Annotated in this window: 23 protein-coding genes; 15 read left to right on the top strand and 8 right to left on the bottom strand. The window is 70.5% G+C overall.

Going from position 1 to position 26,756, the window contains the following annotated elements; translation table 11 throughout:
• Positions 1-27: 27 nt before the first annotated feature.
• Complete coding sequence (locus ACFWGZ_RS12895; protein WP_382451660.1) at positions 28-420, bottom strand: SSI family serine proteinase inhibitor; 393 nt, start codon at positions 418-420, stop codon at positions 28-30.
• Between the two features lie 233 nt (positions 421-653).
• Here ACFWGZ_RS12895 and ACFWGZ_RS12890 point away from each other — a divergent pair, with 233 nt between their 5' ends.
• Both ACFWGZ_RS12890 and ACFWGZ_RS12885 read left to right on the top strand, forming a co-directional pair.
• Positions 654-1,241: a D-alanyl-D-alanine carboxypeptidase family protein gene (locus tag ACFWGZ_RS12890; protein WP_382451659.1), complete on the top strand. Its 588-nt coding sequence runs from the start codon at positions 654-656 to the stop codon at positions 1,239-1,241.
• Positions 1,242-1,391: 150 nt separating this feature from the next.
• Positions 1,392-2,819 carry a hypothetical protein gene (locus ACFWGZ_RS12885; RefSeq protein WP_382451658.1) on the top strand — a complete coding sequence of 476 codons (1,428 nt, stop codon included), beginning with the start codon at positions 1,392-1,394 and terminating at the stop codon, positions 2,817-2,819.
• Here the strand turns inward: ACFWGZ_RS12885 and ACFWGZ_RS12880 are convergent.
• The 4 genes from ACFWGZ_RS12880 to ACFWGZ_RS12865 form a co-directional block, all read right to left on the bottom strand.
• A complete protein-coding gene (locus tag ACFWGZ_RS12880) occupies positions 2,808-3,467 on the bottom strand; it encodes a response regulator (RefSeq protein ID WP_382451657.1) in 660 nt (219 codons plus the stop codon). The two genes, ACFWGZ_RS12885 and ACFWGZ_RS12880, sit on opposite strands and share 12 nt — an antisense overlap.
• Positions 3,464-4,603: a sensor histidine kinase gene (locus tag ACFWGZ_RS12875; RefSeq protein ID WP_382451656.1), complete on the bottom strand. Its 1,140-nt coding sequence runs from the start codon at positions 4,601-4,603 to the stop codon at positions 3,464-3,466. The genes ACFWGZ_RS12880 and ACFWGZ_RS12875 overlap by 4 nt, the downstream gene beginning before the upstream one ends.
• Positions 4,600-5,412 (bottom strand): CPBP family intramembrane glutamic endopeptidase, encoded by an 813-nt coding sequence (locus tag ACFWGZ_RS12870; RefSeq protein ID WP_382451655.1) that lies wholly within the window; start codon positions 5,410-5,412, stop codon positions 4,600-4,602. The genes ACFWGZ_RS12875 and ACFWGZ_RS12870 overlap by 4 nt, the downstream gene beginning before the upstream one ends.
• Positions 5,413-5,535: 123 nt before the next feature.
• Positions 5,536-6,516 (bottom strand): MerR family transcriptional regulator, encoded by a 981-nt coding sequence (locus tag ACFWGZ_RS12865; protein ID WP_382451654.1) that lies wholly within the window; start codon positions 6,514-6,516, stop codon positions 5,536-5,538.
• Positions 6,517-6,723: 207 nt separating this feature from the next.
• Between ACFWGZ_RS12865 and ACFWGZ_RS12860 the strand changes: the two genes are divergently transcribed.
• The 8 genes from ACFWGZ_RS12860 (at position 6,724) to ACFWGZ_RS12825 (ending at position 15,326) form a co-directional block, all read left to right on the top strand.
• A complete protein-coding gene (locus ACFWGZ_RS12860) occupies positions 6,724-7,695 on the top strand; it encodes a TerC/Alx family metal homeostasis membrane protein (RefSeq protein ID WP_382451653.1) in 972 nt (323 codons plus the stop codon).
• Positions 7,696-7,835: 140 nt separating this feature from the next.
• Entirely contained in the window at positions 7,836-8,651 is an 816-nt protein-coding gene (locus tag ACFWGZ_RS12855; RefSeq protein ID WP_382451652.1) for an IclR family transcriptional regulator C-terminal domain-containing protein, read from the top strand.
• Positions 8,652-8,717: 66 nt separating this feature from the next.
• Entirely contained in the window at positions 8,718-10,151 is a 1,434-nt protein-coding gene (locus ACFWGZ_RS12850) for an amidohydrolase family protein (RefSeq protein ID WP_382451651.1), read from the top strand.
• Complete coding sequence (locus ACFWGZ_RS12845; RefSeq protein ID WP_382451650.1) at positions 10,151-11,290, top strand: CaiB/BaiF CoA transferase family protein; 1,140 nt, start codon at positions 10,151-10,153, stop codon at positions 11,288-11,290. Before ACFWGZ_RS12850 ends, ACFWGZ_RS12845 begins: the two co-directional genes overlap by 1 nt.
• The gene (locus ACFWGZ_RS12840; protein WP_382451649.1) at positions 11,277-12,053 is read left to right on the top strand and encodes a citryl-CoA lyase; all 777 of its coding nucleotides are present in this window, start codon (positions 11,277-11,279) and stop codon (positions 12,051-12,053) included. Before ACFWGZ_RS12845 ends, ACFWGZ_RS12840 begins: the two co-directional genes overlap by 14 nt.
• A 3-nt stretch (positions 12,054-12,056) precedes the next feature.
• A complete protein-coding gene (locus ACFWGZ_RS12835) occupies positions 12,057-12,923 on the top strand; it encodes a dioxygenase (RefSeq protein ID WP_382451648.1) in 867 nt (288 codons plus the stop codon).
• The gene (locus ACFWGZ_RS12830) at positions 12,908-13,831 is read left to right on the top strand and encodes a zinc-binding dehydrogenase (protein ID WP_382451647.1); all 924 of its coding nucleotides are present in this window, start codon (positions 12,908-12,910) and stop codon (positions 13,829-13,831) included. Before ACFWGZ_RS12835 ends, ACFWGZ_RS12830 begins: the two co-directional genes overlap by 16 nt.
• 43 nt (positions 13,832-13,874) lie before the next feature.
• On the top strand, positions 13,875-15,326 hold the full coding sequence (locus tag ACFWGZ_RS12825) for an FAD-binding oxidoreductase (protein WP_382451646.1): 1,452 nt from the start codon (positions 13,875-13,877) through the stop codon (positions 15,324-15,326).
• Here the strand turns inward: ACFWGZ_RS12825 and ACFWGZ_RS12820 are convergent.
• Positions 15,323-16,222 (bottom strand): S1 family peptidase, encoded by a 900-nt coding sequence (locus ACFWGZ_RS12820; protein ID WP_382451645.1) that lies wholly within the window; start codon positions 16,220-16,222, stop codon positions 15,323-15,325. The two genes, ACFWGZ_RS12825 and ACFWGZ_RS12820, sit on opposite strands and share 4 nt — an antisense overlap.
• 1,019 nt (positions 16,223-17,241) lie before the next feature.
• Between ACFWGZ_RS12820 and ACFWGZ_RS12815 the strand changes: the two genes are divergently transcribed.
• Together ACFWGZ_RS12815 and ACFWGZ_RS12810 are read left to right on the top strand one after the other, a co-directional pair.
• Entirely contained in the window at positions 17,242-17,841 is a 600-nt protein-coding gene (locus ACFWGZ_RS12815; protein ID WP_382451644.1) for a sigma-70 family RNA polymerase sigma factor, read from the top strand.
• A complete protein-coding gene (locus ACFWGZ_RS12810) occupies positions 17,838-18,557 on the top strand; it encodes an anti-sigma factor domain-containing protein (RefSeq protein ID WP_382451643.1) in 720 nt (239 codons plus the stop codon). The genes ACFWGZ_RS12815 and ACFWGZ_RS12810 overlap by 4 nt, the downstream gene beginning before the upstream one ends.
• A gap of 1 nt (position 18,558) precedes the next feature.
• Here ACFWGZ_RS12810 and ACFWGZ_RS12805 read toward each other — a convergent pair whose 3' ends face one another.
• Together ACFWGZ_RS12805 and ACFWGZ_RS12800 are read right to left on the bottom strand one after the other, a co-directional pair.
• On the bottom strand, positions 18,559-18,993 hold the full coding sequence (locus ACFWGZ_RS12805) for a GNAT family N-acetyltransferase (RefSeq protein ID WP_382451642.1): 435 nt from the start codon (positions 18,991-18,993) through the stop codon (positions 18,559-18,561).
• Positions 18,994-19,073: 80 nt separating this feature from the next.
• Positions 19,074-21,350: a proprotein convertase P-domain-containing protein gene (locus tag ACFWGZ_RS12800; RefSeq protein WP_382451641.1), complete on the bottom strand. Its 2,277-nt coding sequence runs from the start codon at positions 21,348-21,350 to the stop codon at positions 19,074-19,076.
• A 200-nt stretch (positions 21,351-21,550) separates the two neighbouring features.
• Here ACFWGZ_RS12800 and ACFWGZ_RS12795 point away from each other — a divergent pair, with 200 nt between their 5' ends.
• The 3 genes from ACFWGZ_RS12795 (at position 21,551) to ACFWGZ_RS12785 (ending at position 26,730) form a co-directional block, all read left to right on the top strand.
• Positions 21,551-21,958: a hypothetical protein gene (locus tag ACFWGZ_RS12795; protein ID WP_382451640.1), complete on the top strand. Its 408-nt coding sequence runs from the start codon at positions 21,551-21,553 to the stop codon at positions 21,956-21,958.
• A gap of 108 nt (positions 21,959-22,066) precedes the next feature.
• A complete protein-coding gene (locus ACFWGZ_RS12790; RefSeq protein ID WP_382451661.1) occupies positions 22,067-23,881 on the top strand; it encodes a toll/interleukin-1 receptor domain-containing protein in 1,815 nt (604 codons plus the stop codon).
• Positions 23,881-26,730, top strand: coding sequence for a tetratricopeptide repeat protein (locus tag ACFWGZ_RS12785; protein WP_382451639.1), 2,850 nt, complete (start codon positions 23,881-23,883; stop codon positions 26,728-26,730). The genes ACFWGZ_RS12790 and ACFWGZ_RS12785 overlap by 1 nt, the downstream gene beginning before the upstream one ends.
• The last annotated feature ends 26 nt before the right edge of the window (positions 26,731-26,756 follow it).

Genomic DNA, 26,756 nt, shown 5'->3' with positions numbered 1-26,756 from the left:
GCCCCGCCCCGCATTGATGGCCGGTGCCTAGAAATCGAACAAGGCACCGGTGTGCGCCAGCATGACGCACGAGTTCGGATAGGTGAACACCTCGTTCACGAGCTCACCCCGCCAGAAACCGAACAGCGAAACCTCGACGGGCGCGTGGAGGAACGTGCACGCCCTGTCGTCGGACCTCATCGCGGCGAGGTCGGTCCCGGTGGCGGCCAGCGTCGCGCAGGCGAGGGCCCCGCGCGGATGCCGGTCACCTCGTTCGCAGGTCAGGACGGTCGCCTTGGCGGCACCGCCCTCGACGTCGGAGTACTGGACCGACACCAGCAGCGCGGTCGCCCGGCGTGGTTCCGAAGCGGCCTGCGCGGTGCCGGCGAGGGCGAACAGCGAGACGAGCACAACAACGATCGCACCAATGCGGCCGAACATGAAAGCGGTCCTCCTGAGACCTCATGAAAACGGGCCGGTTCTCGGCCGACGCCGATGTTGCCAGCTCGTTTCCCGGCGGCGAAAGGGGCCAGAATTCGTTCACCGATCACATTTCTGGACACCCTGCGGTCCGAACGGATGTGGTGCGCGCCACGTTCGCCGGCACACGGCTGCCGACGAACTGTTACGGGTTGCTGACAGAGGCCGCGAGCCGGGGCCGTATTATCCGATTCATGTCCAAGACCTCCAGACGCGTCGTGTTCGGCGTGCTCGTGATCGTCGCACTCGTGGTTTCCGCCGGAGGTGCGCTGGGATACCTGGGCAGATTGACGCTCGTGTTCGACCGCCATCCGGGAAAGGCGCTCGCGATCCTCGCGGAAGTGCCGGGACCGTCGGACGGACCGCCCTGCCCGATCGACGCGCGCTACTTCGACGAGAAGCCCGAGGGCCTCGCGCCGGACGTTCTCAAGGCGTGGCAGGCACTCCGCTCCAAGGCCTCTCAGCAGGGCGTTCAGCTCTGCCTGAACGACGGCAAGCGCAGCCGCGGGCAACAGCAGAAGGAGTTCGACGAGGCGGTGGAGAAGTTCGGCACCGAAGAACTCGCCGCGCGGTACGTGCTGAACCCGCCGGACCGCTCCATGCACGTTCTCGGAATTGCCGTCGACATCCAGCCGATCGAATCCGCGCAATGGGTCGAGAAAAACGGCAGCACCCTCGGCTGGTGCCGCCGTTACGAAAACGAGCAGTGGCATTTCGAGTACAACACCGGCTACTCGACGGGCGGCTGCCCGGCGCTCCTGCCGAGCGCGACCGGCAGCTGAGAGCCCGCGCACAGGTGTAGACGCCCGGACCGCGCGAAAGGTTGCGCGTCCGCGTTCGGGCGGGCCTGCGGCGGCTGGGCGCTGCTCGCTTCGGGCGATCTCCGCCGGAACCGCCCCCGGCCCCGCCCGCGCCATGATCGGCTACCGCCCGTGCGGACACTGACCAGGGTCGTCACGGCGGCCGCCGCCGTCGTCGCCTACGTCGCGCTGGTGCTGGCCATCACGGCGGGCCTGGACCTGCGCGCGAGCCTGGACTTCCGCGACGCCCCCGCGCAGCACGCCGCCTTCCTCGCCGCACTCGACCGCGGCGACGCCGCGCAGGCGCGCGAGGTCCGGATCTGGTTCGGCCGGCACTCCTCCGACGCGCGGAGTTCGCGCGCGTCGATCTCGCTGGCCGCCGGCTCGGCCGAGGACGGCGACTTCGCCCTCGCCCGCAAGTTCGTCCGCGACCTCCCGGACGCGATCGCCGAGGACCAGGCCGCACTCGACCGGGAGTCCGCGCGGACCTGGGGACGGGCGTGGCCGTGGCTGGTCTGCGGGGCCGTGCTCGTCGCCGCGGCCGTGGTCCTGAGGCACCGCCGGAAGGCCGCCAACGCCGAGGCCGTCGCGCTCGTCAACCGGTTCGTGCCGAAGCGCCCGGCGTGGCGGCGGCCGGTGTTCGCCGTCGTCAGCGGGATCGGCTACCTGCTGATGGTGGCGGGCTTCCTCGGCGTGGTCGCCGTGACGCGCGCGCAGGACGTCCCGTGGGGAGTGCGGGGGATCATGCTCGTGAGCGGGCTGGTCGCCCTGGTGGTCGCGTACTTCGTGCTCCGGTACTCGCGGCCGCGGTCGACGAGGACCGCCGCCCAGACGCTCGCCTCCGACTGGCGCGCACCCGTGCTGTACCTCCGGGGTTTCGACGACGACCGGGGCGCGGCCGTCGTCGACGACCTCCTGGGCGCGCTGCCGTCCGGGCTGCTCACGATCCACTCGCGGGAGGAGCAGCTCGTCAGCGCGCTCGGGGCGTTCGGTCCCGTGGTGGCCGTGGGGCAACCCGGCGAACGGCTGCCGCACCTGGGCGCCGCGCGGTTCTACCTGCCGGGCGACGACTGGCAGGACGGCGTGCTGGCCCTCATGGGCATGTCCCAGCTGATCGTCCTGCGGCTCGGCGAGGGCGAGGGGCTGTGGTGGGAGGTCGAGCAGGCCCGCGCCACGCAGCCGCCGGGCAAGCTGGTCCTCCTCGTCCCCGGGCAGCACGACGGGCTCACGGACCGCCTCGACGCCCTGCTGCCGTCGCCGACGGGTCTCGCGGACGTGCGGACCGAGCAGTGGACGTCCGCCGTCGTCGTGTTCGACAAGGGCTGGCGGCCGCGGGTGCGGAGGGTGGGACCGTTCCCCGGCGAGAAGAACCGGCACGGCACACCGGCGTTCCACGTGGCCCGCGCGATCCAGGCGGCGCTGGAGGACGTCGGCACGAAGCGGCGGGCGCTGGGGATCCGCACCAACCGCGGGATGCTCGCCGTGTTCGGCAAGGTCGCGCTGGTCGTCCCGGCGTTCGTCCTCGTCGTGCTCCTGGCGCGCCTGGTCCTAGGTGACTAATCCGCGGCGGTAGGCGTAGACGACGGCCTGGACCCGGTCGCGCAGGTCGAGCTTCGTCAGGATCCGCGACACGTAGGTCTTCACGGTCTCCTGGCTGATCACGAGCGCGGCGGCGATCTCGCTGTTGGACAGGCCCTCCGCGATGAGCCGGAGCACCTCGAGCTCGCGCGGTGCCAGCGGGAGCTCGTGCTGCGCCTCGTTCGCCGGCCGGATGCGCGCGGCGTACCGGCCGACGAGCTGGCGGGTCACCTCCGGGGCGAGCAGGGCCGCGCCGCTCGCGACGGTCCGGATGCCCTGCAGCAGCTGGGGCGGCGGCGCGTCCTTGAGCAGGAACCCGCTCGCGCCCGCGCGCAGCGCCTCGTAGACGTACTCGTCGAGGTTGAAGGTCGTGACCACCAGGACCTTGACCGGGTCGGCGACCCCGGCGCCCGCGAGCTGCCGGGTCGCCTCGATGCCGTCGAGCACGGGCATCCGGACGTCCATCACCACGACGTCCGGGGTCAGCCGGCGGGCCAGGTCGACCGCCGCGCGGCCGTCACCGCACTCCCCCACCACCTCGAGGTCGGGCTGCGCGTCGATGATCGTCGCGAACCCGGTGCGGATGAGGGCCTGGTCGTCGCAGACCAGGACGCGGACCGGTGCCGTCACGAGGGGTTCCCCGCCGGGATGCGCGCGCGGACCACGAAGCCGCCTTCCCGGTGTCCCGCCGAGAACTCACCGCCGAGCACGTCGACGCGGTCGCGCAGCCCGGCCAGGCCGCGGCCGCTGCCACCGGACGCCGCCGACCTCCTGGCGCCCCGCGTGCCGACCTCCACGGTGATTTCCCTTTCTCCGTAACGCACGTACACGTTAGTGGGGCTGCCGTGCGCGTACTTCAGCGCGTTGGTCAACGCCTCCTGCACGACCCGGTACGCGACGACCTCGGCACTGCCCGCGTCGCGCACGGCCTCGCCCTCCTCCGCGAACTCCACGGGCTGGCCCGCCTGCCGGGTCTGCTCGACGAGACCGCGCAGGTCGCCGACGGACTCCGGGTTGTGGTCGGGGTTCAGCAGGTCGAGCAGGTGCCGCAGGTCGGTCAGCGAGCGGCGGCCGGTGTCGGTGATCGTCTGCAGCGTCTGGTCCAGCCGTTCGGGAGCGGCGGTGAGGTAGCGCGCCGCCTCGGCCTGCACGACCATCGCCGTCACGTGGTGGGTCACCACGTCGTGCAGTTCGCGGGCGATCGACGTGCGTTCGGCGACGCGGGTGGACTCCGCGACGTGCTCGCGGCGTTCCTCCTCGGCGCTGCGCGAGAGCCGCAGCCACGCGCCGATCCCCCACGCGGCCACCAGCGCCAGGTAGAAGGTGACGAAGCCCGCCGCGTTCTCGTCCGACCCGCTGCGGTCCAGCGCCAACGACAACGCCGCGTAGGCGGCGGTCAGCGTGATCATCGCGGCCAGCCGGTGCCGTGCCACGTGCAGACCGGCGCTGACGAGCGCGATGGGCAGCGCCGTGCCCGCCACGGTGTGGTAGCCGCTGAGCTGGTCCGCGGCGAACGCGAGCGACACCAGGCCGACGGACACCAACGGCCACCGGCGGCGCACGACCAACGGCAGGCATTCGAGCAGGATCACCACGACGGCGAGGGAATCCATCGGGCGTCCGGGCATGTCACCGAGGCGCGTGCCCTTGTCGTGCAACGCGGGGACGAACGAGGCGAGAGCGAGGACCAGCGCGATCGGGGCGTCCTGCACCGTGACGTCCAGCCGGCGCCACAGCTCGGGAGCCCGCCGCAGGAGGCGGATCACGCTGCGAGGGTAGCGGTCCGGCGCGGGACGATGGTGCCGCGCCGCTTCGCCAGCCACAGGAACACCACCGTCGCGACCACCCCGGCCAGCACGGAGTACCCGCTCGCCTCGGGACCGAACTCGCCGCCGGTGATGGCGGCGTGGCCGGACGTGGCGCCGTCGAACAGGCCCTTCGGCGCGTCCTTGCCGGAGACGCTGGTGCTGAAGATGCCGCCCTGGGCGTAGTTCCACGCGAAGTGCACGCCGATCGGCACCCACAGGGTGCGCGTGGCCGCGTAGGCGGCGGCGAGCATGAACCCGGCCTCGACCGCGATGGCCGTCGAGCTCCACAGCGTCGCGTTCGGGTTGAAGAAGTGCACGAAGCCGAACAGCACCCCGGTGGCCACCAGCGAGATCCAGGTGCCGAACCGCTCCTCGGCGATGCGGAACAGGATCCCGCGGAACATCACCTCCTCCGTCACCGCGGCCGCCGCCATGAACCCGAGGAGCGCCACGGCGCCGCCGAACGAGCCCCAGCCCCTGATCTCGTAGCCGCCGAGCAGAGCGATGTTGGCGATGACGGCGGCGAACATGCCCAGCCCGATCAGCACCCCGCGGCCCAGTGCCGCGGGCGCGGTGCGGAAGTCGGCCTCGGCCGGGTCGCGCTTCTCGGTCTTGCGCACCACCCAGCGGTAGGCCAGCAGCGCGAGCGCCGCGGTGGCCAGGCCGAAGACGAGCGTCAGGGGCGGGTTCCAGCCCATCGCCTGGGTGAGCACGCTGCCCGCCAGCGAGACCAGTGCCACCACCACGAGCTGCTTCACGAGTCGCACGAGCGTTCCTCCGTCCGGGGTTCGCGGCACCGTGCCGCCGATGACGGGAACGCTAGGGATTTCGAGGCGCCGCAACGTCACCGCGCGGTGGACACCCGCGTGTAGCTCGCACGGGGGACAAGATCACACGGAGGCGGTCAGTGCCGCGGAGAGCCAGGCGAACGGCAGGAACGCCGCGGCCTCCTGCGCCTTGCCGTTGATGGTCGACACCAGCGACTGGTAGCGGGTGTGCGGGTCGGGCGCGGTGACGGCCTCCTCGAGCGACTCGAGGTGCAGCTCCTCGATCAGCACGAGGTCGGCCGCGAGCTTGCGGCGGAATTCCGGTGTGTCCGGCTGACCGGCGAGGCCGCCGAGGAACTCCACGTAGGAGTCGGTGATCTCCCGCGCCCGCGGCGAGTCCGCCGGCAGGCCGGCCAGCCGGGCGTCCTGCGCCTGCTGCAGCACCGCCCCTCCCCGGTCGAACTCGCCGAGGACCTCCGGCGACATCATCACCGCGGCGCCGTCGGTCGAGCACGTCTCGCGGAGCTGGTCGCGGACCGCGCGGCGGAAGTCCGGGTCCTGCACCAGGTTCGCGAGCTCGATCCACGCCTCGAGCTGCTCGGCGGACGGGTCGTCGGGCAGGACGGGCCGCTCGCTGCGCAGCAGGTCGAGGAACTCGGGGGTGGCGTCGACGCCCGCGCTGATCTCGTTCCAGAAGTCGTCGACGAGCCGCTCGCGGTCGTCGTCGGACAGGGACACGAGCTTGTGCATGAGGATCACCTTTTCGGCCTCAGTGCGCTGCTTCACGATCGTGCGCAGGACCGCCTGCCGGGCACGGGTCTTGCGGGCCTGGTCGTCCAAACGCGACAGGTGCGCCGTAGCCAGGTCGGTCAGCGTCACCCGGCCGCCGAGCAGCCGCCGCACGTCGTCGAGGCTCGCGTCGAGGTCGCGCAGCGTGCGGACGAACTCGAGCCTGGCGATCGCCCGCACGTCGTAGAGGCGGTGGCCCGCGGCGGTGAGGCCCGCGGGCTCGACGACCCCGGCGTCGGCGTAGAACCGGATCGCGCTCACGCTCAGCCCGGTCCGGCGGGCCACCTCGCCGATGGCGTACAGCTTGTCGGTCATGGCCCCCACTGTGTGATCTCGACCAACTTGAGAAGTAACCACTTACCCCGAGTTTACTTTTCCTTTAACGACGGTGATACTGTCCGGACCGAGGGGAGTACTTCCCAAGAGCCTGCCCGGTCAGTACGGACGCTCCGCAGCGTCCCCGGGAGGCCACCCGCCCGCGGGTGAAGGAGACCTCGAACGATCGCGTTCGAGGAGAGCTCTGTGCCCGGTTCCGTGGCATCACCCGCACTGTGGTTCATCAGCATCGCCGTGCTGGTCGCGTTGCTGGTCGTCGACTTCCTGGTCACCCGCCGCCCGCACGAGGTGTCGCTGCGCGAGGCGATCGGCTGGTCCGTGTTCTACCTGGCGCTGCCGTTCGTGTTCGGCCTCTGGCTGTGGTGGGAGTTCGGCGGCGGCCAGTCGATCGAGTTCATCACCGGCTTCGTGGTCGAGAAGTCGCTCTCGGTCGACAACCTGTTCGTCTTCATGCTGCTGCTCGCGGCGTTCAGCGTGCCGGCCGCCGTGCAGCAGCGGGTGCTGCTCTACGGCATTGTCGGCGCACTGGTGCTGCGCGGCGTGTTCATCGCCGCGGGCGCCGCGATGCTGTCCGCCGGCACCTGGGCGTTCCTCGTCTTCGGCCTGGTCCTGCTCGCCTCCGCGGTGAAGATCCTGCACTCGGCGCTGACCGGTGAGGCCACCGCCGAGAAGGACATCTCGAAGATGCGCTCGGTGCGGTTCATGCGCAGGCTGATGCCGGTCACCGACGACTACCGCGGCACGAAGATGCTGGTCCGCGAGAACGGCCGGCGCGCCCTCACCCCGCTCGCCATCGTGGTGGTCGCGATCTTCGCCACCGACGTGGTCTTCGCGATCGACTCGGTGCCCGCCGTGTACGGCATCACCGAGGACCCGTACCTGGTGTTCACCACGAACGCGTTCGCCCTGCTCGGCCTGCGCGCGCTGTACTTCGTGCTGCACACCGCGCTCGCGAAGCTCGTGCACCTCAACCACGGTCTCTCGATCATCCTGGCGTTCATCGGCGTGAAGCTGGTGCTGCACTGGGCGCACGGCATCTGGCCCGCCGTGCCGGAGATCCCGACGCCCGTCTCCCTCGCCGTCATCGTGGCCACGCTGGGCATCGTGACGCTGACCAGCCTGCGGGCCACCAGGGCCGCGGACGTCCGCTCGGGCTGAGCCCGTGGCCACCGCGCGGCTGCTCGGCTTCCTGCTCGATGTCTCGGTGACGCTGCTCGTAATCGCCGCGCTGGTGGTCGTCTGCGTGGCGCTGGCGTCATCGGGACGCTGAGCGGACAGGTGTCCGTTATCTTGGGCCCATGCCTGCCAGACCTGACACCGGCCCCGACTTCATCGAGGCGCTCGCCCGCGGCCTCGACGTGATCCGGTCGTTCCAGCCGCTGCGCCCGGTGATGCCGCTCAGCGAGGTCGCGTCGGTCACCGGGCTGGCGCGCCCGACGGTGCGGCGGATCCTGCTCACGCTCGTCGAGCTCGGGTACGTGCGGCAGGGCGAGGCCGGGTTCGCGCTCACGCCGAAGGTGCTCGAGCTCGGTGTGGCGTACGTGCGGTCGATGGGGCTGTGGGACGTGGCCCGGCCGCACATGGAGCGCCTCGGCGCGGGCACCGGCGAGTCGTGCTCGATCGCCCAGCTCGACGGGTCCGACATCGTCTACGTGGCGCGGGTGGCCGTGCCGAAGATCGTCACGCTGTCCGTGCAGATCGGCACGCGGTTCCCGGCCCTGCCCACGTCGCTCGGGAAGGTGCAGCTCGCGGCGCTGCCGCCGGCCGAGCTGGAGGCCGTGCTCGCGCAGCCGACGCGGTCGGGGCTCACCGCGCGGTGGCGGCCGGAGCCGGCCGAGCGCGACGCGGTGCTGCGGGAGGTGCGGGCGCGCGGGTGGGCGCTGACCGACGAGCAGCTGGCGCCGGGCATCCGGTCGATCGCGGCGCCGCTGCGCGACGGCGACGGCGTGGTCGTGGCGGCGCTCAACGTCAACTGCCACGCGGCGGAGACGTCCGTCGAGCGCATGCTCGAGCACCACCTGCCGCTGCTGCTGCAGGCTGCGGGCGACATCAGCGCGGACTTCGCGCGCCTGGACTCGGTGCCGCACGCCGAGTTCCGGCCGGGAGTTGCTTGACGGACGACCCCGGAAGGTTGAGGATTCAACGGACACTTGTCCGCCTGTCGGTCACGGAGGCCCGCCATGGTCGGTGAAAGACGTCCCGTTGTTCTGCGGAACGGCACGGTCCTGACGATGGACGGGCAGCACCGCGTGCTGACCGGCCACGACGTCCTGGTCGTCGGTGACCGGATCGCCGCGATCGGGCCCGCGCTGGAGGTGCCCGAGGGGACGGAGGAGGTCGACGCGGCCGGCGGCATCGTCATGCCGGGCATGATCGACACCCACCGGCACATGTGGCAGACCGCGATGCGCGGCTACGGCGCCGACTGGACCCTCACGCAGTACTTCGTCTGGTACTACCTGGAGTGGGGCAAGGTCTTCCGGCCCGAGGACGTCCACGCGGGCAACCTGCTCAGCGCGGCCGAGGCGCTCGAGGCCGGGGTCACCACCACCGTCGACTGGTCGCACGGCCTGCAGACCCCCGACCACGCCGACGCCGCCGTCGACGCGTTGCAGGCGGTGCCCGGCCGGTTCGTCCTCGCCTACGGCAACATCCAGGACAGCCCCGCGTCGTGGACCGCGAAGCCGGAGTTCCGCGACTTCGTGACCCGGCGCATCACCGGCGACGACATGCTGGGCTTCCAGCTCGCGTTCGACGTCACCGGCGACCCGTCGTTCCCGGAGAAGCCCGCGTTCGAGGTCGCCCGCGAGCTCGGCGTCCCCGTCACCACCCACGCGGGCGTGTGGGGCGCGACGAACGACGACGGCATCAAGCTGATGTACGACCACGGGTTCATGACACCGGAGACGGTCTACGTCCACGCCGCGTCGCTCACCGACGACGCCTACCACCGCATCGCCGCCACCGGCGGCTCGATCTCCGTGTCGACGGAGAGCGAGCAGAGCGCGGGCCAGGGCTACCCTCCCACCTGGGTCATCCGCAAGCACGGCATCCCGGTCTCGCTGTCGATGGACACCTCGGTGTGGTGGAGCGCCGACCTGTTCTCCGCGATGCGCACGACGCTGGGCGCCGACCGCTCGCGCGAGCACATGGCCGCGCACGCCACCAATGACACCGTCACGCACTCGTCGCTGCGGGCCGAGCACGTCGTCGACTGGGCGACGATGGGCGGAGCGCGCGCGTTGGGCCGCGACTCGGACATCGGCAGCCTCGAAGTCGGCAAGAAGGCCGACATCGTGCTGCTGCGCAACGAGAACTCCCCCGCGATGTTCCCGATCCTCAACCCGTACGGGCACGTCGCGTTCCAGGCGCAACGGTCCGATGTGGACACCGTGCTCGTGGACGGGCGGATCGTGAAGCGCGACCACAAGCTCGTGGGCGTCGACCTGGGGCACATCCGTTCGCAGGTCGAGCAGACCGTCGAGCACCTGAAGGGCCGGCTGGGCGAGGAGGCGTGGGACAAGGGCATGAACCCCGACATCCCCGAGTCGAAGGTGCTCGACAACCCCTACACCTACACGGACTACCGCGGCGACACGAGGACGTCCGTCTGATGGGGGGACCGCTGGAGGGCCTGCTGGTCGCCGACTTCTCGCGCGTGCTCGCGGGCCCGTACGCCACGATGCTGCTCGCCGACATGGGTGCCACCGTCGTGAAGGTCGAGGGGCCCCAAGGGGACGAGACCCGCACGTGGATGCCGCCCGTGCGGGAGGACGTCTCGACCTACTACCTCGGCGTCAACCGGGGCAAGCGGTCGATCGCGCTCGACCTGCGCGACCCCGACGACGCGGCGCTGGGCCGTGAGCTGGCCCGGCGCGCGGACATCCTGATCGAGAACTTCAAGCCGGGCGGCCTCGCGAAGTACGGGCTCGACCACGCGTCCGTCAGCGCGGACAACCCGAAGCTGATCTACGCGTCGATCACCGGGTTCGGGTCGGGCGAGGGCAGCCACGTGCCCGGCTACGACCTGATGGTGCAGGCGATCTCCGGCCTGATGAGCCTGACCGGCGACCCGGACGGGCCGCCGTACCGCGCGGGCATCTCGGTGTTCGACGTGATGGCGGGCAACCACGCGGTGATCGGCATCCTCGCCGCGCTGCGCCACCGGGACGCGACCGGGCAGGGCCAGCTCGTCGAGGTCAACCTGCTGTCGTCGGCGCTGACCGGCCTGGTGAACCACAGCTCGGCGTTCGTCGCCGGGGACACCGTGCCGTTCCGGATGGGCAACGCGCACCCCAGCGTGTTCCCGTACGAGCCGCTGCCCACGGCCGACAACGACCTCATCGTCGCGGCGGCCAACGACGGCCAGTTCCGCAAGCTGTGCGAGGTGCTCGGGCTGCCGGAGGTGCCGGACGACCCGCGGTTCGCCCGCAACGCCGACCGCACCCGCAACCGCGAGGAGCTGCGGCCGGTGCTGGAGGAACGGCTCAGGACCCGTGGCGCCGTCGAGTGGTTCGACCTGCTCGTCGCGGCCGGGGTGCCGTGCGGGCCGATCAACACGATCGACGGCGGGTTCGCGATGGCCGAGCGGTTCGGGCTCGACCCCGTCGTGGTGGTCGGCGACGTGCCGACCACGCGGCACCCGATCCGCTTCTCGGAGACGCCGGCGGTGTACGAGCTGCCGCCGCCGGGACTGGACGAGCACGGCGCGCAGCTGCGCGCCTGGTTGGAGGAGGACCGTGACGGTCTATGACACGGCGCTCGGCGCGTCGACGCCCGACACGATCACGTTGCTGGGCAAGGACCTCGCCCGGGACGTGATGGGCAGCGTCGGGTTCGGCGAGCTGGCGTTCTGGCTCGCCACCCAGCGCCGGCCGTCCCCCGGCGAGACGCGGCTGTTCGAGGCGGTGCTCGCGGCGCTGGCCGACCACGGGTTCACGCCGACCGCGATCGTCAGCCGCCTCACCTACCTGTCCGCGCCGGACTCCGTGCAGGGCGCGCTCGCGGCGGGGCTGCTCGGCGGCGGGTCGCGGTTCCTCGGCGTCACCGAGGACGCGAGCCGGTTCCTCAACGCCGTGGTGACCACCGCCGATCTGCCCTCCGACGACGCGGGCTGGGACGCGCTCGCGCTGGAAACCGTGCGGGCGCAGGGGAAGGCACGCATCCCCGGTCTCGGGCACCACGTGCACAAGAACGGCGACCCGCGCACGCCCCGGCTGTTCCAGATCGCCGAGGAGGAAGGCCTGACCGGGCCGCACCTCTCGCTGTTCGCCGCGATCGGGCGGGTGCACCCGCGGGTGCTCGGCAAGACCCTGCCGCTCAACGGCGCCGGCACGTGCGGCGCGGCGCTCGCGGACCTCGGTCTGCCGCTGGAGCTGTTGCGGGGCTTCGCGTTGCTGGCCCGCACGGCCGGCCTGATCGGGCAGCTCGCCGAGGAGCTGCGCCACCCGGTCGCCAACGACATCTTCCTGTCCGTGGACTCGAACACGCGGTCGGTCGCGCCCGCAGAGGAGTGAGCAATGCACCTCGTCACCGAGGACAACATCACCGAGCTGGCGCAGCAGCGCTGGGCCACCGCGAAGGACCCGCGCACGGCCCAGCTGCTGACCTCGCTCGTCCAGCACCTGCACGACTTCGCGCGTGAGGTGCGGCTGACGGAAGCCGAGTGGATGACGGCGATCCAGTGGCTCACCGCGACCGGGAAGATCAGCGACTCCAAGCGCGAGGAGTTCATCCTCGCCTCGGACGTGCTCGGGCTGAGCATGCTCGTCGTGCAGATGAACCACCGGTTCGACCCCGGCGCGACGCCCGCGACGGTGCTCGGCCCGTTCCACATCGACGGCTCCCCCGAGCTCGGCTTCGGCGGCGACATGTCCGACGACGTGGACGGAACCCCGCTCTACATCACGGGAACCGTCCGGTCGCTCGACGGCTCGCCCGTCTCCGGCGCGGTGCTCGACGTGTGGCAGGCCGACGCCGAGGGCGCCTACGAGTCCCAGCTCGACGTCGACGAGGCCCGGTTGCGGGCGAAGTACCACCCGCGCGAGGACGGCTCCTACTGCGTGCGCACCATCGCGCCGAAGGGCTACTCGATCCCGATGGACGGGCCGGTCGGCGCGTTGATCGAGCAGACCGCGATCAGCCACTTCCGGCCGGCGCACGTGCACTTCCTCGTCACCGCGCAGGACCACGAACCGCTGATCACGCACCTGTTCGAGGAGGGCGCGGAGTACCTCGACAGCGACGTCGTGTTCGGCACCAAGCAGGAGCTCGTGGTCGCGTTCGAACCCCGCGACCCCGGCACTGCGCCCGACGGCACCGCGGTCGAGATGCCGTGGATCGAGGCCCGCTACGACTTCGTGCTCCAGCCGTGCGCGCAGCACTGATCGCCCGTCCCGGTCAGCCGCCGTCGCTCGCTGACCGGGACGAGCCTTCCCCGTCGTCCGGCGAGGTGGTCGTCGACGTCCTGGCCGCGCCCCTCACGCCGCTGGACCTGCTGTGCGCGGACGGCACCTCGTACTTCGGCGTCCCCGCGACGCCGTACGTGCCCGGCGTGCAGGGCGTGGGCACGGTCGGCGGCCGCGCGGTGTGGTTCCCGACCACTGCGGGAATGGCGCCCGGTGACGGCAGCATGGCCGCGCGAGCGCTGGCGCGGCGGGAAGACCTCGTGCACCTCCCGGACGGCGTCGACCCGGTCGCGCTGGCGGCGCTCGGGCTGTCCGCCGTCGCCGCGCACATGGCTCTGACGTGGCGGGGTGAGCTGGCGGCCGGTGACACGGTGGTCGTGCTGGGCGCCGGTGCCGTCGGGCAGGCGGCGATCCAGCTGGCGCGGCTGGCGGGCGCCGGGCGGGTGGTGGCCGCGGCGCGGTCGGCCGCGGGCCGGGAACGGGCCCGGCGAGCCGGTGCGGACGCGGTGGTCGGGCTGGACGCCGACTTCACCGAGGTGGCGACCGGTGCCGACCTCCTGCTCGACCCGCTGTTCGGCGCTCCCGCCGCGGCCGCCGCCCAGGCGTTGCGTCCCGGCGGGCGCTGGGTGAACCTCGGGTCGTCGGCCGGCGAGACGTGCCCGGTCACGTCGTCGTTGCTGCGCAGCCGTTCGCTGCGGTTGTCCGGGTACACCAACAACGAACTGACGCCGCGGCAACGAGCCGACGCGATCACGACGATCGCCCGGTACTCGGTCGAGGGGTCCCTCGCGGTCGACCACGAGGTCGTGCCGTTCGCCGACGTCACCGACGCGTGGACCCGGCAGGCCGCCGGCACCACCGGCGGGAGGATCGTGCTGGTCCCGTAGCCGCCCCGCGCGGAGGTGATCAAGTCGTGCCAGTATCGGCCGGGTGGATCGACGCGGGTTCCTGAAAGTCGCCGGGCTGGCCGGTACCGGTGCCGCGCTCGCGGCCTGCGGCGCGACTCCCCCGCCGGGGCCGGGTCCGAGTCCGGCACCGTCCAGTCTGGCACCGTCCAGTCCGGCCGTCCCGGGTGGACCGCCCGACTGGGCCGCGTTGCGCTCCCGCCTGGCCGGCCGGCTCGCGCTGCCCGGTGGCGACGACTTCGCCTACCAGGGTTTCAACCCGGTGTGGGACGGCCGCAAGCCCGCCGCCGTCGCGAGGGTCGCCTCCCCCGCCGACGTGCAGGCGTGCGTCGAGGCCGTCCGGCTGCGCGCGCCCGTCGCCGCCCGCAGCGGCGGGCACAGCTACGCCGGGTACTCCACACCGGAGAACGGCCTGCAGGTCGACCTGCGCGACCTCGCGGCGGTCGAGGTGCTGCCCGGCGACCAGGTCCGCATCGGGGCGGGTGCGGCGCTGGGCGAGGTGTCGCGCGTGCTGGCCGCGTCGGGCCGTTGCCTGCCCACCGGCACGTGCCCGTCCGTCGGCGTCGCGGGCCTGACGCTGGGCGGCGGCATCGGCGTGCTCGCCCGCAAGTACGGGCTGACGTGCGACCACCTGGTGTCGGCCCAGGTCGTGACGGCGGACGGCCGGCTCGTCACGGCGTCGGCGCAGCAGGAGCCCGACCTGTTCTGGGCGCTGCGCGGCGGAGGGGGCGGCAACTTCGGGATCGTCACCGAGTTCGTGTTCTCCACCGTGCCCGCGCCCGAGGTCACCGTGTTCTCGCTGGAGTACCCCGCCGGTGCGACGGCGGACGTGCTCGGCGCGTGGCAGACCTGGATCGCGCGGGCGCCGAACGAGCTGTGGTCCAACGTGAACGTCCGCGGCGGCGCCCAGCCGACGTGCCGCGTGGGCGGGTGCTTCGCCGGTTCGGCCGGTGCGCTGTCCTCGCTGCTGTCCGGCCTGCCCGCTGCCGCGAACCGGTTCGTCCAGCCGCAGAGCTACTCCGGTGCCGTGCAGTACTTCGCGGGCACGGGCGTGCAGCACGAGTCGTTCGTCGCGTCGTCGCGGATCGTGCGCGAGCCGATCAGCGACCCGGCGCGGGCCGTGGCGCTGATGAACGGTCAGTCCGACGAGTCCTACCTGATCTTCGACGGCCTGGGCGGCGCGGTCGCCGACGTCGCGCCGGACGCCACCGCGTTCCCGCACCGCGCGGCCCTCGCGTCCGCGCAGGTCTACTTCAAGACGCCGCCCGCCGGCGCCACCGAGGCCGCCCGCGCGATGGGCCGGGTCCGCGACGGGCTCGGCGCGCTCGTCGGCGACACCGGGTACGTCAACTACATCGACCCGCAGATGCCCCGGTGGGCGGAGGCGTACTACGGCGGCAACCTCGGGCGGTTGCGCGAGGTTGCCGCGAAGTACGACCCGGACGAGGTCTTCGCCTTCGCCCAGTCGGTGCGTTAGGGGATGCGCGCGCCCACCGCGGCGAGCGCCTTGGTGACGGGCTGGAAGAACGTGACGCCACCGCGCCGGCAGTCACCGCTGCCGCCGGACGTCAGCCCGATCGCGTCGCTGCCCGCGAACAGCGGACCGCCGCTGTCGCCGCCCTCGGCGCACACCGTGGTCTGGATGAGACCGGTGACGCGGCCCTCGGGGTAGTTCACCGTGGCGTTGAGCGCGGTGACGCGGCCGGAGCGCAGGCCCGTCGTGCTGCCCATGCGCTGCACCTGCCGGCCCACCTGGGCCTCGGCCGCGCGCCGGATCTGCACCCGGTTGCCGTTGCCGGTGTCGACCTGGCTGGGCGCGTCGGCGTTGCGGTCGTTGTAGGTCAGCAGCGCGAAGTCGCCGTTGCCGGGGAACGTGGACCGCGCCACGGTCGCCGCCGCCCGGCCGCCCGCGGCGAGCGAGAACTGCCGTCCGGCGGCCGTGCAGTGGCCCGCGGTGAGGATGGCGGGGCGGTTGTCGTTGGTGACGACGTTGAAGCCCAGCGAGCAGCGGCTGCCCCCCGCGAAGATCGCGTCACCGCCCTCGGCGAACAGCCGGAACGTGCCCTCGGCCCGTTCGAGCCGCACACCCTTGCCCATCTTGTCCACAGTGGACTTCAGGCTGTCCCACCGCGCCCCCGTGACGGTGCTGTCCGCGGTGACGACGACCTCGTTCGTGCCGGGGTCGACGGCCCAGGCGGTGCCGGACGTGGTGGCCTTCTCCCGCAACGTCTCCGTGGCGCGTTCGGGCGTGGTGCTCACGTCGGACGCCGCCTGGCTCGCGGTGAACGTCGCCGCGGCGATCGCGACCGCCAGCAGACCGGCACTGGCCGCGATGACCTTCGGCCGGCGGTTGTCGTCGTGGTGTTTGCCCATGTGTGCCCTCTCGTGAAGTCCGCGACCGGGGGTTCGAGCGGCGGCGAGCGGACGAGCTCCACTCAGGAAGGGGTACGTACCGGACGGCGTACCGGTTTAGGTGATCACGTCCGGGCTGGTGGGACCCGGCGCGCACAACGGCGTCAGCAGCGGCCGTGGTCGGTGGCGCAGCCGAGCAGCAGCGCCGTCGTCACGGCCGCGAGCACCATGTCTCCGCTGAGCGCGCACATGCACGCCAGCGCGAACCACAGGAGCAGCCTCATGAGCCGAGGTTAGGGACCGTACGACCTTGATCGCATCCGAATTGGGCAAGGCTTGAGCTGGCGCTTGCGGGGAAACGGGCAGGGGTGTGCCCGGTTCGGGCTTGCGGCTTGGGGGTGGCGGCGTGGGTGGCGTGGGGGTGGCATGCGCGCGTCGGCTGTGTGGCGGGCGAGGTGCACGCGTGTCGGGGGTGGGGTGTGCGTGTCGAGAGTGGCGTGCCGTGTGGGGGGTGGGGTGCCGTGTGGGGGTGGGGTGCCGTGTCGGGGCGGGGTGCCGTGCGCGCGTCGGCCGCACACGGCACGTGCTGTGCGCGGCCAGCGTGGCGCGGCACGTGCCGTGTCGCGGCGTGCGCGCGTCGGCCGCATAGCGCGCGAGGCGCACGCGTGCCGGAAGTGAGGCGCCGTGTGCGCGTCGCCCACGCCCGAGAAACGGGGTGCCGTGCGCGCGCCGCCACACCACGCAAGCCGTGCATCTCCCCAAGGGCGGGTCCCGTGCGCGCGCCGCACCACAACGACCACGTCCACCCCACCCACATCAACCGCCGCCTGTTCCACCCTCGCCCGTTCCACCTCTCGCCCGTTCCACCCCTCGCCGTTCCCCCACGCCCGCCCCACCCCGGACAGACCAAACGCATCACCCCCACCGCAGCTCCATCCGGACCAGGACCACCACCCACCGGCACGAATCCTCATTCACCACCGATCCAAAGCGCCCGCCGCTCCGAACACCTCATGTCCGAGCCGAGGAGAGGGAGCCACATGGCGAAGCGCGAGCGGGCGTTGCAGAGCATTCCGCCCGACGCAGGCCTGGCCGAGCCGACGCCCGACGATCTGCTGGCTCTCGTGGCGCGGGGCGACGAGTCCGCGTTCGAACGGCTCTACGACGTCGTGTCCGGTTCGGTCTTCGGGCTGATCAGACGTGTTGTGCGCGACCAGGCGCAGTCGGAGGAGGTGTTCCAGGAGGTGATGCTCGAGGTGTGGCGGACGGCGACCAGGTTCGACCCCGGCAGGGGCAAGGCCATGACCTGGATCCTGACGCTGACGCACCGGCGTGCCGTCGACCGCGTCCGGTCCGCGCAGGCCGCGAGCCACCGCGAGGAGCACGTGGCGCGGCTCGACCCGAACCGCCCGTTCGACGAGGTGAGCGAACAGGTCTCCGGCCGGCTCGAGCAGCGGCAGGTGCGCCGGTGTCTCGGCTTCCTCACCGGCTTGCAGCGCGAGTCCGTGGTGCTCGCCTACTACCAGGGCTACTCCTACCCCGAGGTCGCGAGCCTGCTGGGCATTCCGCTCGGCACGGTCAAGACGCGGATGCGGGACGGACTGATCAGACTTCGGGATTGCATGGGGGTGACCGGATGAGGAGCACATCCGCAGATCTGCACACGCTCACCGGCGCCTACGCCGTGAACGCGTTGTCGGAGACCGAACGGGCGGCGTTCGAGACGCACCTCGCCCGGTGTGAGAGCTGTGCCGAGGAGGTCGCGGAGCTCGCGGCCACGGCGGCGCGGCTCGGTGAGGCCGTCGAGTTCCCGCCGCCCGCCCACCTGAAGGCGCGGGTGCTCGCCGCCGCGGCCGAGACGAGACAGCTCTCGCCCCGGACCGCGCGGGTGCCTCGCCCCCGCCGGTACGGACGGGCGGGGGCGCTGCTCGCCGCCGCGTGCCTGGTCGCCGTCGCGGTCGTCGGGGTGCAGGTCGTGCAGTCGGGTCAGCAGGACCAGCTCGCGCAGCTGTCGAGCCAGTACGGGCGGTTCTCCGACCTGCTGTCCACCCCGGACGCGAAGATCTTCAACGCCGCCGGGGCCAACGGCGCGGCCGGCACGGCCGTCATGTCCCCCAGCCGCAACGAGATGCTGTTCCTCGGCAAGAACCTGCCGACGCCCGCCGGCGACCGGGTCTACCAGCTGTGGATGATCAACGACGAGGGCCCGCACTCCGCCGGGGTGCTGCCCTCGCCCACGTCGCCGCTCGTGGCGAGCGGGATCCCGGGTGCTCAGCGGGTCGCGCTGACGGTGGAACCGGAGGGTGGTTCGGCGACTCCCACCGGTGAGCTCGTCGTGGAGATCGGGCTGGCGTGAGTCAGACCGCCTTCGAGAAGTGGAAGGCGGGGATGGCGTACCCGCAGCGGTGGTAGAGCCGGTGGGCGTCGTGCCGCTGCGTTCCCGAATCGAGGTGGACGCCCGCGCAGCCGAGGCGGCGGGCCTCCTCGTCGACCCAGCGCAGCAGGGCGCTCGCGTGGCCCTGTCCGCGGGCCGGCGGGAGGGTGCTCAGGTCGTCGACGTAGAGGTGCGGCCCGGCGTGGAGGTTCGTGGTGTGCCGGAACCCTGCCACCGCGGCAACGCGGCCTGCCCGGTCGAACGACGCGACGATCCGGTATCCCTCCCGCCGCTGGGCCCGCACGAGCTCGACGAACTCCTCGACCGAGGTGAGGTGCGGCCGGAGCGCGCGCAGGGCGTCGAAGGCGAGCGCGGTGTCCTCGCCGGACAGTTCCGCGACGGTGCTGTTCTGGGTCACGGCACCGATCGTCGCCGGAGCAAGTGGCCTCCCAGAAGACCCAAAGCAGCCATAATCCAAGAGGCCACTTGCTCCCGTGGTCACGGCGTCAGGTTGATACCCCACGTGTCGATCGTGCCCACGTCGGACGCCGCCAGGTCGCGGACCCGGAGCTTCCACGTGCCGTTGGCGGTCTCGCTGGACACGTTCGCCGTGTAGGTGCGGTCGATGTTGTCCGCACTACCACCACTGCGGTTGTGCAGGGTGTACGACGAACCGTCCGGTGCGATGAGCGCCACCGTCAGGTCGCCGATGTACGGGTGCACGATCCGCACGGTGACCACGGACGCCGCCGACGGCGTCGCGGAGCACCCGGAGATCACGACGTCGCTGTCGACCGCGGCGCCCGCGTCCGGGACGGCGACGTCGTTCGGGTTGGTGCCCGAGCAGCTGCCGCCGCCGCTTCCCGTGACGGTCAGCGAGTAGCTCGCCGTGCGCGTCGCCGACCCGGTCGCGGTGATCGTGACCGGGTAGGTGCCCGCCGCGACCGACGCCGTGGTGCTGATCGCCAGCGTCGACCCTGCCCCCGTGGTCACGGCCGCCGGGCTGAACGAAGCCGTTGCGCCGGAAGGAAGACCGGACGCGGACAGCTGCACGGTCTGCGCGGCGCCGCTCACGGTCTGAGTGCTCACGGCCGTCGAGACGGACGAGCCCGCCGCCACCGAACCGGACGCCGGCGACGCGGACACGGAGAAGTCCGCGCCGGGCGTGCCGGTACCGACCGCCGACTTCCACAGGGTGTAGGCGATGCCGTCGACCGCGCGGTTGAGGTGGGTGTCGCTGATGTTGGCCGTGGTGTCGCACGACGAGTGGTAGCAGGGGTCGAACGCGCCGCCCGACGTGCCGCCCCACTTCGCCGCCTGTGCCGCGGTCTTGCGGGCGCTCGCGCCCATCGCGTAGCCGGAGGCCGGGATGCCCGCGTTGGTGAAGGACGCGTCGTCGGACCGGTTGCGGCCCTCGGTGTTCTCCTCCGGCTGCAGGCCGAGCGAGTCCCAGTAGGCCTTCATGTGCACCGACTGGGAGCTCGAGACGTTGTTGATGAAGTAGCCGCCGTTGACCGACCCGACCATGTCGAAGTTGTGGTAGGTCTTGATCTTCGCGCGGTCGGCGGACGACAGCTGCGAGACGTAGAAGCGCGAGCCGTTGAGGCCCTGCTCCTCGTCGGTCCACCAGCCGAAGCGGACCTTGTTGAGCATCGAGGGGCTGGAGCGCGCGAGCACGAGCGCGGTCTCGAGCAGCGCCGCCGAGCCCGAGCCGTTGTCGTTGATGCCGGGGCCCGCGGACACGCCGTCGAGGTGGGCGCCGAACATGTAGACGTTGTTCGCGTCGCCACCGGGCCACTCGGCGATCACGTTGGGACCGGCGCCGCTCGTGCAGCCCGAGGTGCAGGCCTGCTCGCTGACCGTGAACCCCGCCGCGGCGAGCTTGTCCTTCACGTAGGCCACCGACGCGCGGTAGCCGGCCGTGGTGGAGCGCCGGTTGCCGCCGTTCTGCGAGGCGATCGTGCCGAACTGGGCGAGGTGCTGCTTGACCGCGGCGATGTCGACGTCCGGGATCTGCGGCCCGGTGCCGCCGGTGACGGTCAGCGTGTAGGTCGCGGTCTTCGTCGTGGTGCCCGCCGCCCGCACGGTGATCGGGTAGGTGCCCGACGAGATGGACGTGGTGGTGCTGACCGACAACGTCGAGCTCGACCCGCTCGTGACGGACGCCGGGCTGAACGACGCCGTGGCACCGGAGGGCAGTCCGGTCGCGGTCAGCTGCACGGTCTGCGCCTGGCCGGCCGTGGTCTGCGTCTGCACGGTCGCGGACGCGGCCGAACCCGCCGCGACGGAACCGGACGCGGGCGACACGGCGACGGAGAAGTCGTCGGCGGGAGCGGACCCGCCGAGGTTGAGCGTCCAGGAGTCGATCCGGCCGACGTCGTTGGCCGCGTTGTCGTTGACCCGCAGCTTCCACGTGCCGTTGGACGTCTCGCCGGACAGGTCGACGGTGTAGGTCTGGTCGATGTCGTCCGCCGAACCGCCGGAGCGGTTGTGCAGGACGTAGGCGGAGCCGTCCGGGGCGACCAGGCTGACCTGGAGGTCACCGATGTAGGTGTGCACGATCTTCACCGGCACGGTGGCCGTGGCCGAGGGCGCCGACGAGCAGTCGGAGATCGTGATCGGCGACTCGACGGTCGTGTTGTCGCCGATCGTCACGTCGCCGTCGTTGGTGCCGGAGCACCCGGCGAGCGGCGCGGCGGCCGAGGCGGGGACGGCCATCGCGGCCACGACCGTCGCCACCAGCGCCGTGGCGAGCAGGGATCTTCTTCTTCGCACGATCGGTCTCCTTCGCAGGGGATCGCAGAGATCGCAGGGTGACGCGACCGTAGCTCCGGCGGGGACGGGCGGCATCCGGTCATTCGGATGGAAGCCACTTCGGACGTTCACTTTTGCTGGACGTGGCCGCGGTGACGCGGCACGGCGGATGGGGCCGGGGTTGACGAGAACCAGCGTGCCGAAGGTTTCAAGCGAACGCGATGTCGAAGGTGTTGCCGTCGTGCAGCACGGCCACCGAGATCGGCTCGAACATCTTGGAACTACTGGCAAGCCTCTTTCTGCTGGGTGCAACAAATCTCACGGGCCGGAAATCCGAGCTCGACAGCTGGATCAGTGTCCTCAGCTCACAGACAGCTCACGACACGTTGCTTCGACAGATCGCACTGAACAACAACCACACCATCGATGGAACTTTCCTCAGACAGCCGACCGACACCGGTGCCATCGGCAGCTGGAGTTTGCTGTCGCCTGGTGGAGCTCGTCCTGCAAGCCAGAATGAAATCGCGACCACGTGGAATGGAATAGTTCCGGGTCGACTCGCACAGCCTGTCGGCGCAGTTCAAGGACATAAAGTTGTCATCGCAGATCGAGATCGATCGGACGGGTAACAAGTCCCTCGACCGGCGCGATCACGATGGTGCCCGCGACCGGTAGGGTGCGCGCCAATCGAGTTCCGTCGCAGTCGAGCCGAGAGGAGGTGAGGTCAGGTGGTGCGGATGTTCCTCAGTTACGCCAAGGAGGACTCGGCAATCGCGAAACGGGTCAGTGATGCGCTCAGGAAACGAGATGTCGAGGTTTACCGGTTCGAAGACACCGAGCGGCAGGGCGATCGATTCATGCAGGTCATCCCGCAGGAAATCGACCAATCCGACTTCTTCCTCGCACTCGTCTCCCCCGCGGCGTTCGCTTCCGAGTTCTGTCAGGCGGAGCACCACCTCGCCGTCCACCGCGAGCTCACGCTCGGCGTGGATTTCATCTACGTGCTGGAAGTGGTCTCGTCCCCCAAGACGGGGTGGCTCCGCCTCCGGAGCTGGATCGATCTCACCCCGCAAGCCACGGAGGAGAAACTGACGAACGCGGTCATGGCTCTGCCTCTCGCCAAGAAACCCCATCGCGCAATGCCTGGCTCTGCGACGTTCCGCAACCGCGACCAGGAGCTCGACCGGGTACTCGACGCTCTCACCACCTTCGGCGGCTTGGACCACTGGGTGGTGCTGTCCCCTCCGAAGATGGGCAAGTCGTGGTTCCTCGAGGAGGTGAAGGAACGATTCACGCGGACGGTCGAGGGATGGACCAAACTGGTCGATCTGCGCCGCGAGGACCTCGACACCCGATACGACGCGGTCCGCGTGCTCTCGCGACTGCTGGACGTCGAGTTGCCCGATCCGCTTCTGGACGAGGACACCCGGCTGGAAGAGATCGCCGGGGCCGTGGCCCGGCGGGCGATCCACCACCTGGTGCTGCTCGACAGCGCGGAGCTGATGGACCGGAACACCACCGGCAAGTTCCGGAGCGCACTCGGCCGCCTTCGCAAGTTCCTCCTGGACAGCCCGCTCTGCAGCCGGCTGAGCGTCATCGTCGGAAGCCGGCGCGGAGACGGCTGGACCGGCGCGGGAACGGGCACGGGTGACAGGTTCCGCCAGCTGCCGCTCACCGGCTTCGAACTGATGATCGTCCGCCAGGTCATCGGCGAGACGGGCCTCCCGTTCAGGGAGCAGGTGCTCGACGACTGGTCAACGGGCTTGCACAGATTGAGCAAGGGACTGCCCGCGCTGCTGGTTTCGTCACTCGGGTGGGCGGCGGCGAAGAGCTTCGTGAACCCCGGTTCTTGTGGCAACGGAGCGACCTTCGACGCCGTGGTCGCGCCGTACATCAGAAGAGAGCTGCTTTCGATCCACTCCTTGATCCCGCAGGCCGGAGAGCGACTGGTCGAACGACATGAGGCGCTGATCACCGCGTTGCAGGTGCTGGCCCCGTACCGGATGGTCACCATCTCGCATCTCAAACACCACCTGAAGCTGAGCCCCGAGTTCAGGACCGCGCTCGAGGAGGCGGGATGGAACCAGGAGGACCTGTGGACCGCGATTGCCGGCACCGCTCTGCTCAGCCACGACAACGAGGTCTGGCTTTCGCACTACCCGCCCATCCGGCAACTGCTCTACGAACACTTCTACCGCGACGTCGAGGAGAGGCGCGACACGCACGTCACCGCCCTCTGCTTCTACGAGGGGTGGAGCTCCTCCGGTGCCGGCACGGAGCAGCCGAAAGTGCTGGTCGAGGCTCTCTGGCACGAGGCGATGAGGTTGTGCTGCACCAACCCCTCGGACCTGCCCGGACAGTTGCCCGCGGCCGCGGGCGATCTGGCGCGGCGACTCATCAGGCCGGCGCTGTACACCCCGGCTGAGATCGAGCACGGAGTTCGGCTCCTGCTGTTCGACGACGACGAGATCGTCGGGCTGACCAACCAGTACGACGGTCTGCTCGACGAGGTGCTGAACCAGGTCAGAACGGCAATCGGCGGAGGTGGCTGATGCAGGTTCCCGGATCTCACTACGTCCAGCGAAGCGCCGAGGATCCGATCCTCGACCAGGTCGACAACGTGCGGCTCGACCGGAACAGCAGGGCTGTGCTGCTCTACGGAGCGGGAGGTGTCGGCAAGACCCGGATGCTGCGAGCACTCGCAGAGCGCAACACCTCCGACGAGGTCCGGTGGATTCGCCCGATCGACGTGGACGACTCCGAGTACTGGGTGATGGAGAACCTGCAGAGACAGGTCGCCGAAGCGCTGGATCCAGATCGGCGCTACTTCCGCGAGTTCACCGACTACTTGACGAAAGTCGTTGCCAGCAGAGCAGTCAGCGTCACCCGCGATGTCGTCGCGGGCCATCATGCGCGCGTCCGCAAGGTGTTCACCCGCTGTTACAAGAGGTACATCACCGACAACGAACTCACGGTCGTCATCCCGTTCGACACGGTCGAGGTCGTCCGCGACTCCTTCTTCATCAGCCACCTGTACGACTGGATGCGCGATCTGCCCTCCACGTTGTTCATCCTGTCCGGCAGGCCGGCGGAGAGCCAGCTCGACGCGATCCGCGAGATGTTCGAGGAAACCCGGTCGGGACCAGATGCCGTGACAGTCACGATGACGGGCTTCACCGAACCCGAGGCCATCCGGTTCGTCGTCGGCAGCGACATCGGCGCCGATCTGACCGAAACCGAGGTCGGCACGCTCGTGTCGCTCTGCGAGGGACAGCCGCTCTGGCTGGCACTGTCGGTCGACTACCTGCGGCACTTCGACTTCCCGCCGGAGCTGGAACAGTCGCCGCCCCACGACGACGCGTTGCGCGACCGGTTCCGCCGCAGGATGGTGACCCCTTTCAGCAGCACGGAGTTTTGGCCGGAAGCCGTCAAGCGCCTGTCCGTCGTGAGGCACAACGTCAACCTCGAGATCTGGCAGGCCCTCATGGCCGACCAGCACCTGCCACCGGAGTGCGGCGGTGAGTGGGAACTGGCCTGGGACTCGCTCCGTGCTCTTCCCTGGATCCGTCCCAGGGCCAACGGGCACGACGTGGCACTGCACGACGCACTGGCGGAAGAGCTGACAAAACGGCTGATTCCGCTGCACGACCAGGACGAGGGGTGGCGCACCCACCTGTGGCGCAGGGCTGCGGAAGCGTTCGAGGAAGCGGCAGCCGACTACCCCGACGTCATCGCGGCGATGGACCGCCTGCTCGTCGAGGACGACCCGGAGGAGAACCCCACAGCCCTGCACCAGCTGGCCAGGCTCGACGTTCACAAGCGGCGGCTCGACCAGTTGCGAGCCGCCCGCCTGCACTACCTCCTGCTCAGCGACGTCGAGAGGGGTGCCGAGGAGTTCGCGGCGCACTTCGAGGCCGCGACGACCCGCAACGACCTCCACTTCATGGAACTCGCCTACCACGAGCTCGACCACTTCCTGCCCTCGCACGTGACGACCAGGCCGGCGTTCGACGCTGTGGGTGTTGTGGTGAACCGCTGCCGCACCTGGCTGGCGGAACGCCCCGGAAAGCTACTCGAACTCGGACTCAACGCCGCCAGGTACCTCGTCCAGAACGCCCAGCCCGATCCAGCGTTCCGCCTGCTCAACTCGTTGCCGGACAGTTCCGACCTCACGATGGCCTGCCGGCTGTCACAGGAACGCGGCAACGCCTGCATGCGGATACCCGGTTCGGTCACGGACGCCGACCAGCACTTCAGGCTGGCGCTCAGCCAGGCTGGCGCACTCGAGTCGCCGCTGAGAGAGCGCTTCATCGCCGAAACCCGCAAGGAGCTGGGGTTCTACGCGCGGAACATCGGGCGTTGGCAGGAAGCCGACGAGCACTACCTGAACGCCTGCGAGGCCATCACGGACATCGTGCACTCGGGTGGGGAGGACGACGACCGGGCCGAACTCGCCTCGATCCACACCAACTGGGCCTACTTGAAGGCTCTGCGGGGTGACTACGACGAGGCTCGCGATCTCGTGCAGAACGCGTTGGAGGCACGCAGAAGCCTCAACCGCCCTCTGGGAATGGCCATCTCGTTGAGCACGGCGGGCGAAGTGTGCCGGTACGAGCAGGACTACACGGCGGCGTGGGAGCACTACCAGCGTGCGGAGGTCCTGTTCGCCACACTGCGCAACTCAGCCTGGCTGGGTCAGATCTACCAGGAACAGGCGATCTGCCTGTTGCAGGCGGCACGGAGCGACGTCGAACTCGACGACCAACCGCTGGAGCGTGCCAAGGACCTGATCCTGGAGTCGATCCGGCTCTGCGAGGAACACGCTGTTCGCTGGTACCCGTCGGCGTTGAACCGCGCAGGCCGGATCTTCGCGAGTGATGAACCCGAACGAGCGCTGGACTTCCTGCGCTCCGCCGTCTTCCACGCCAGAAAGGTCACCGACGGGTGGTTCCTGTCGGCAAGCCTGATCGAACTGCTCGAACTCTCCTACCTCACCTGGACCCGGACGAACGACCCTCTGCACCGGTTGGAGATCGAGAACCGGCGGCCGGAAGTCCTGGACGCGATCCAGCACTACGAGTTCGCCGACCTGAAACCCAGGTGGATGCTGATCACGGCTCACCTGTCCGTGCACGACTCCTTGAACAGCGGAGATTTCGCAGCGCTGGACGAGACGCCGAACGAGTACGCCGTCGCGTTGCGAGACCTGGCCAAGAACCGCGTCGGCTCACACGGCTCCGCCGCCCTCGCGGAGGAGTTCACCCGCTTCGGTGAACTCTTCCGGGAGTTGCCACCGGAAGTGCGGCGTCGCTGGTACGTAAAGCTTCACGCCACTTGGTCATCCTTCCGGTCCAGCGAGTCCGCGGGCTCGCTGACCACCTGGTTGGAACGGCTTGGCTGACCTTCACCAAGACAGGCGACCGGGCC

Origin of the sequence: Lentzea sp. NPDC060358 (assembly GCF_042725365.1) — a bacterium.
In the GTDB taxonomy this organism is placed as follows: domain Bacteria; phylum Actinomycetota; class Actinomycetes; order Mycobacteriales; family Pseudonocardiaceae; genus Lentzea.
The sequence above is the reverse complement of the archived record's forward strand: the minus strand, read 5'-3'. Positions and strand labels throughout refer to the sequence as shown.

What these genes read in the sequence shown, in the direction of transcription:
- ACFWGZ_RS12895 (WP_382451660.1), bottom strand. Translation starts at nt 420, where the DNA reads ATGTTCGGCCGCATTGGTGCGATCGTTGTTGTGCTCGTCTCGCTGTTC.
- ACFWGZ_RS12890 (WP_382451659.1), top strand. Translation starts at nt 654, where the DNA reads ATGTCCAAGACCTCCAGACGCGTCGTGTTCGGCGTGCTCGTGATCGTC.
- ACFWGZ_RS12865 (WP_382451654.1), bottom strand. Translation starts at nt 6,516, where the DNA reads ATGACCGACAAGCTGTACGCCATCGGCGAGGTGGCCCGCCGGACCGGG.
- ACFWGZ_RS12855 (WP_382451652.1), top strand. Translation starts at nt 7,836, where the DNA reads ATGCCTGCCAGACCTGACACCGGCCCCGACTTCATCGAGGCGCTCGCC.
- ACFWGZ_RS12850 (WP_382451651.1), top strand. Translation starts at nt 8,718, where the DNA reads ATGGTCGGTGAAAGACGTCCCGTTGTTCTGCGGAACGGCACGGTCCTG.
- ACFWGZ_RS12845 (WP_382451650.1), top strand. Translation starts at nt 10,151, where the DNA reads ATGGGGGGACCGCTGGAGGGCCTGCTGGTCGCCGACTTCTCGCGCGTG.
- ACFWGZ_RS12835 (WP_382451648.1), top strand. Translation starts at nt 12,057, where the DNA reads ATGCACCTCGTCACCGAGGACAACATCACCGAGCTGGCGCAGCAGCGC.
- ACFWGZ_RS12820 (WP_382451645.1), bottom strand. Translation starts at nt 16,222, where the DNA reads ATGGGCAAACACCACGACGACAACCGCCGGCCGAAGGTCATCGCGGCC.
- ACFWGZ_RS12815 (WP_382451644.1), top strand. Translation starts at nt 17,242, where the DNA reads ATGGCGAAGCGCGAGCGGGCGTTGCAGAGCATTCCGCCCGACGCAGGC.
- ACFWGZ_RS12810 (WP_382451643.1), top strand. Translation starts at nt 17,838, where the DNA reads ATGAGGAGCACATCCGCAGATCTGCACACGCTCACCGGCGCCTACGCC.
- ACFWGZ_RS12795 (WP_382451640.1), top strand. Translation starts at nt 21,551, where the DNA reads ATGTCGAAGGTGTTGCCGTCGTGCAGCACGGCCACCGAGATCGGCTCG.
- ACFWGZ_RS12790 (WP_382451661.1), top strand. Translation starts at nt 22,067, where the DNA reads ATGTTCCTCAGTTACGCCAAGGAGGACTCGGCAATCGCGAAACGGGTC.
- ACFWGZ_RS12785 (WP_382451639.1), top strand. Translation starts at nt 23,881, where the DNA reads ATGCAGGTTCCCGGATCTCACTACGTCCAGCGAAGCGCCGAGGATCCG.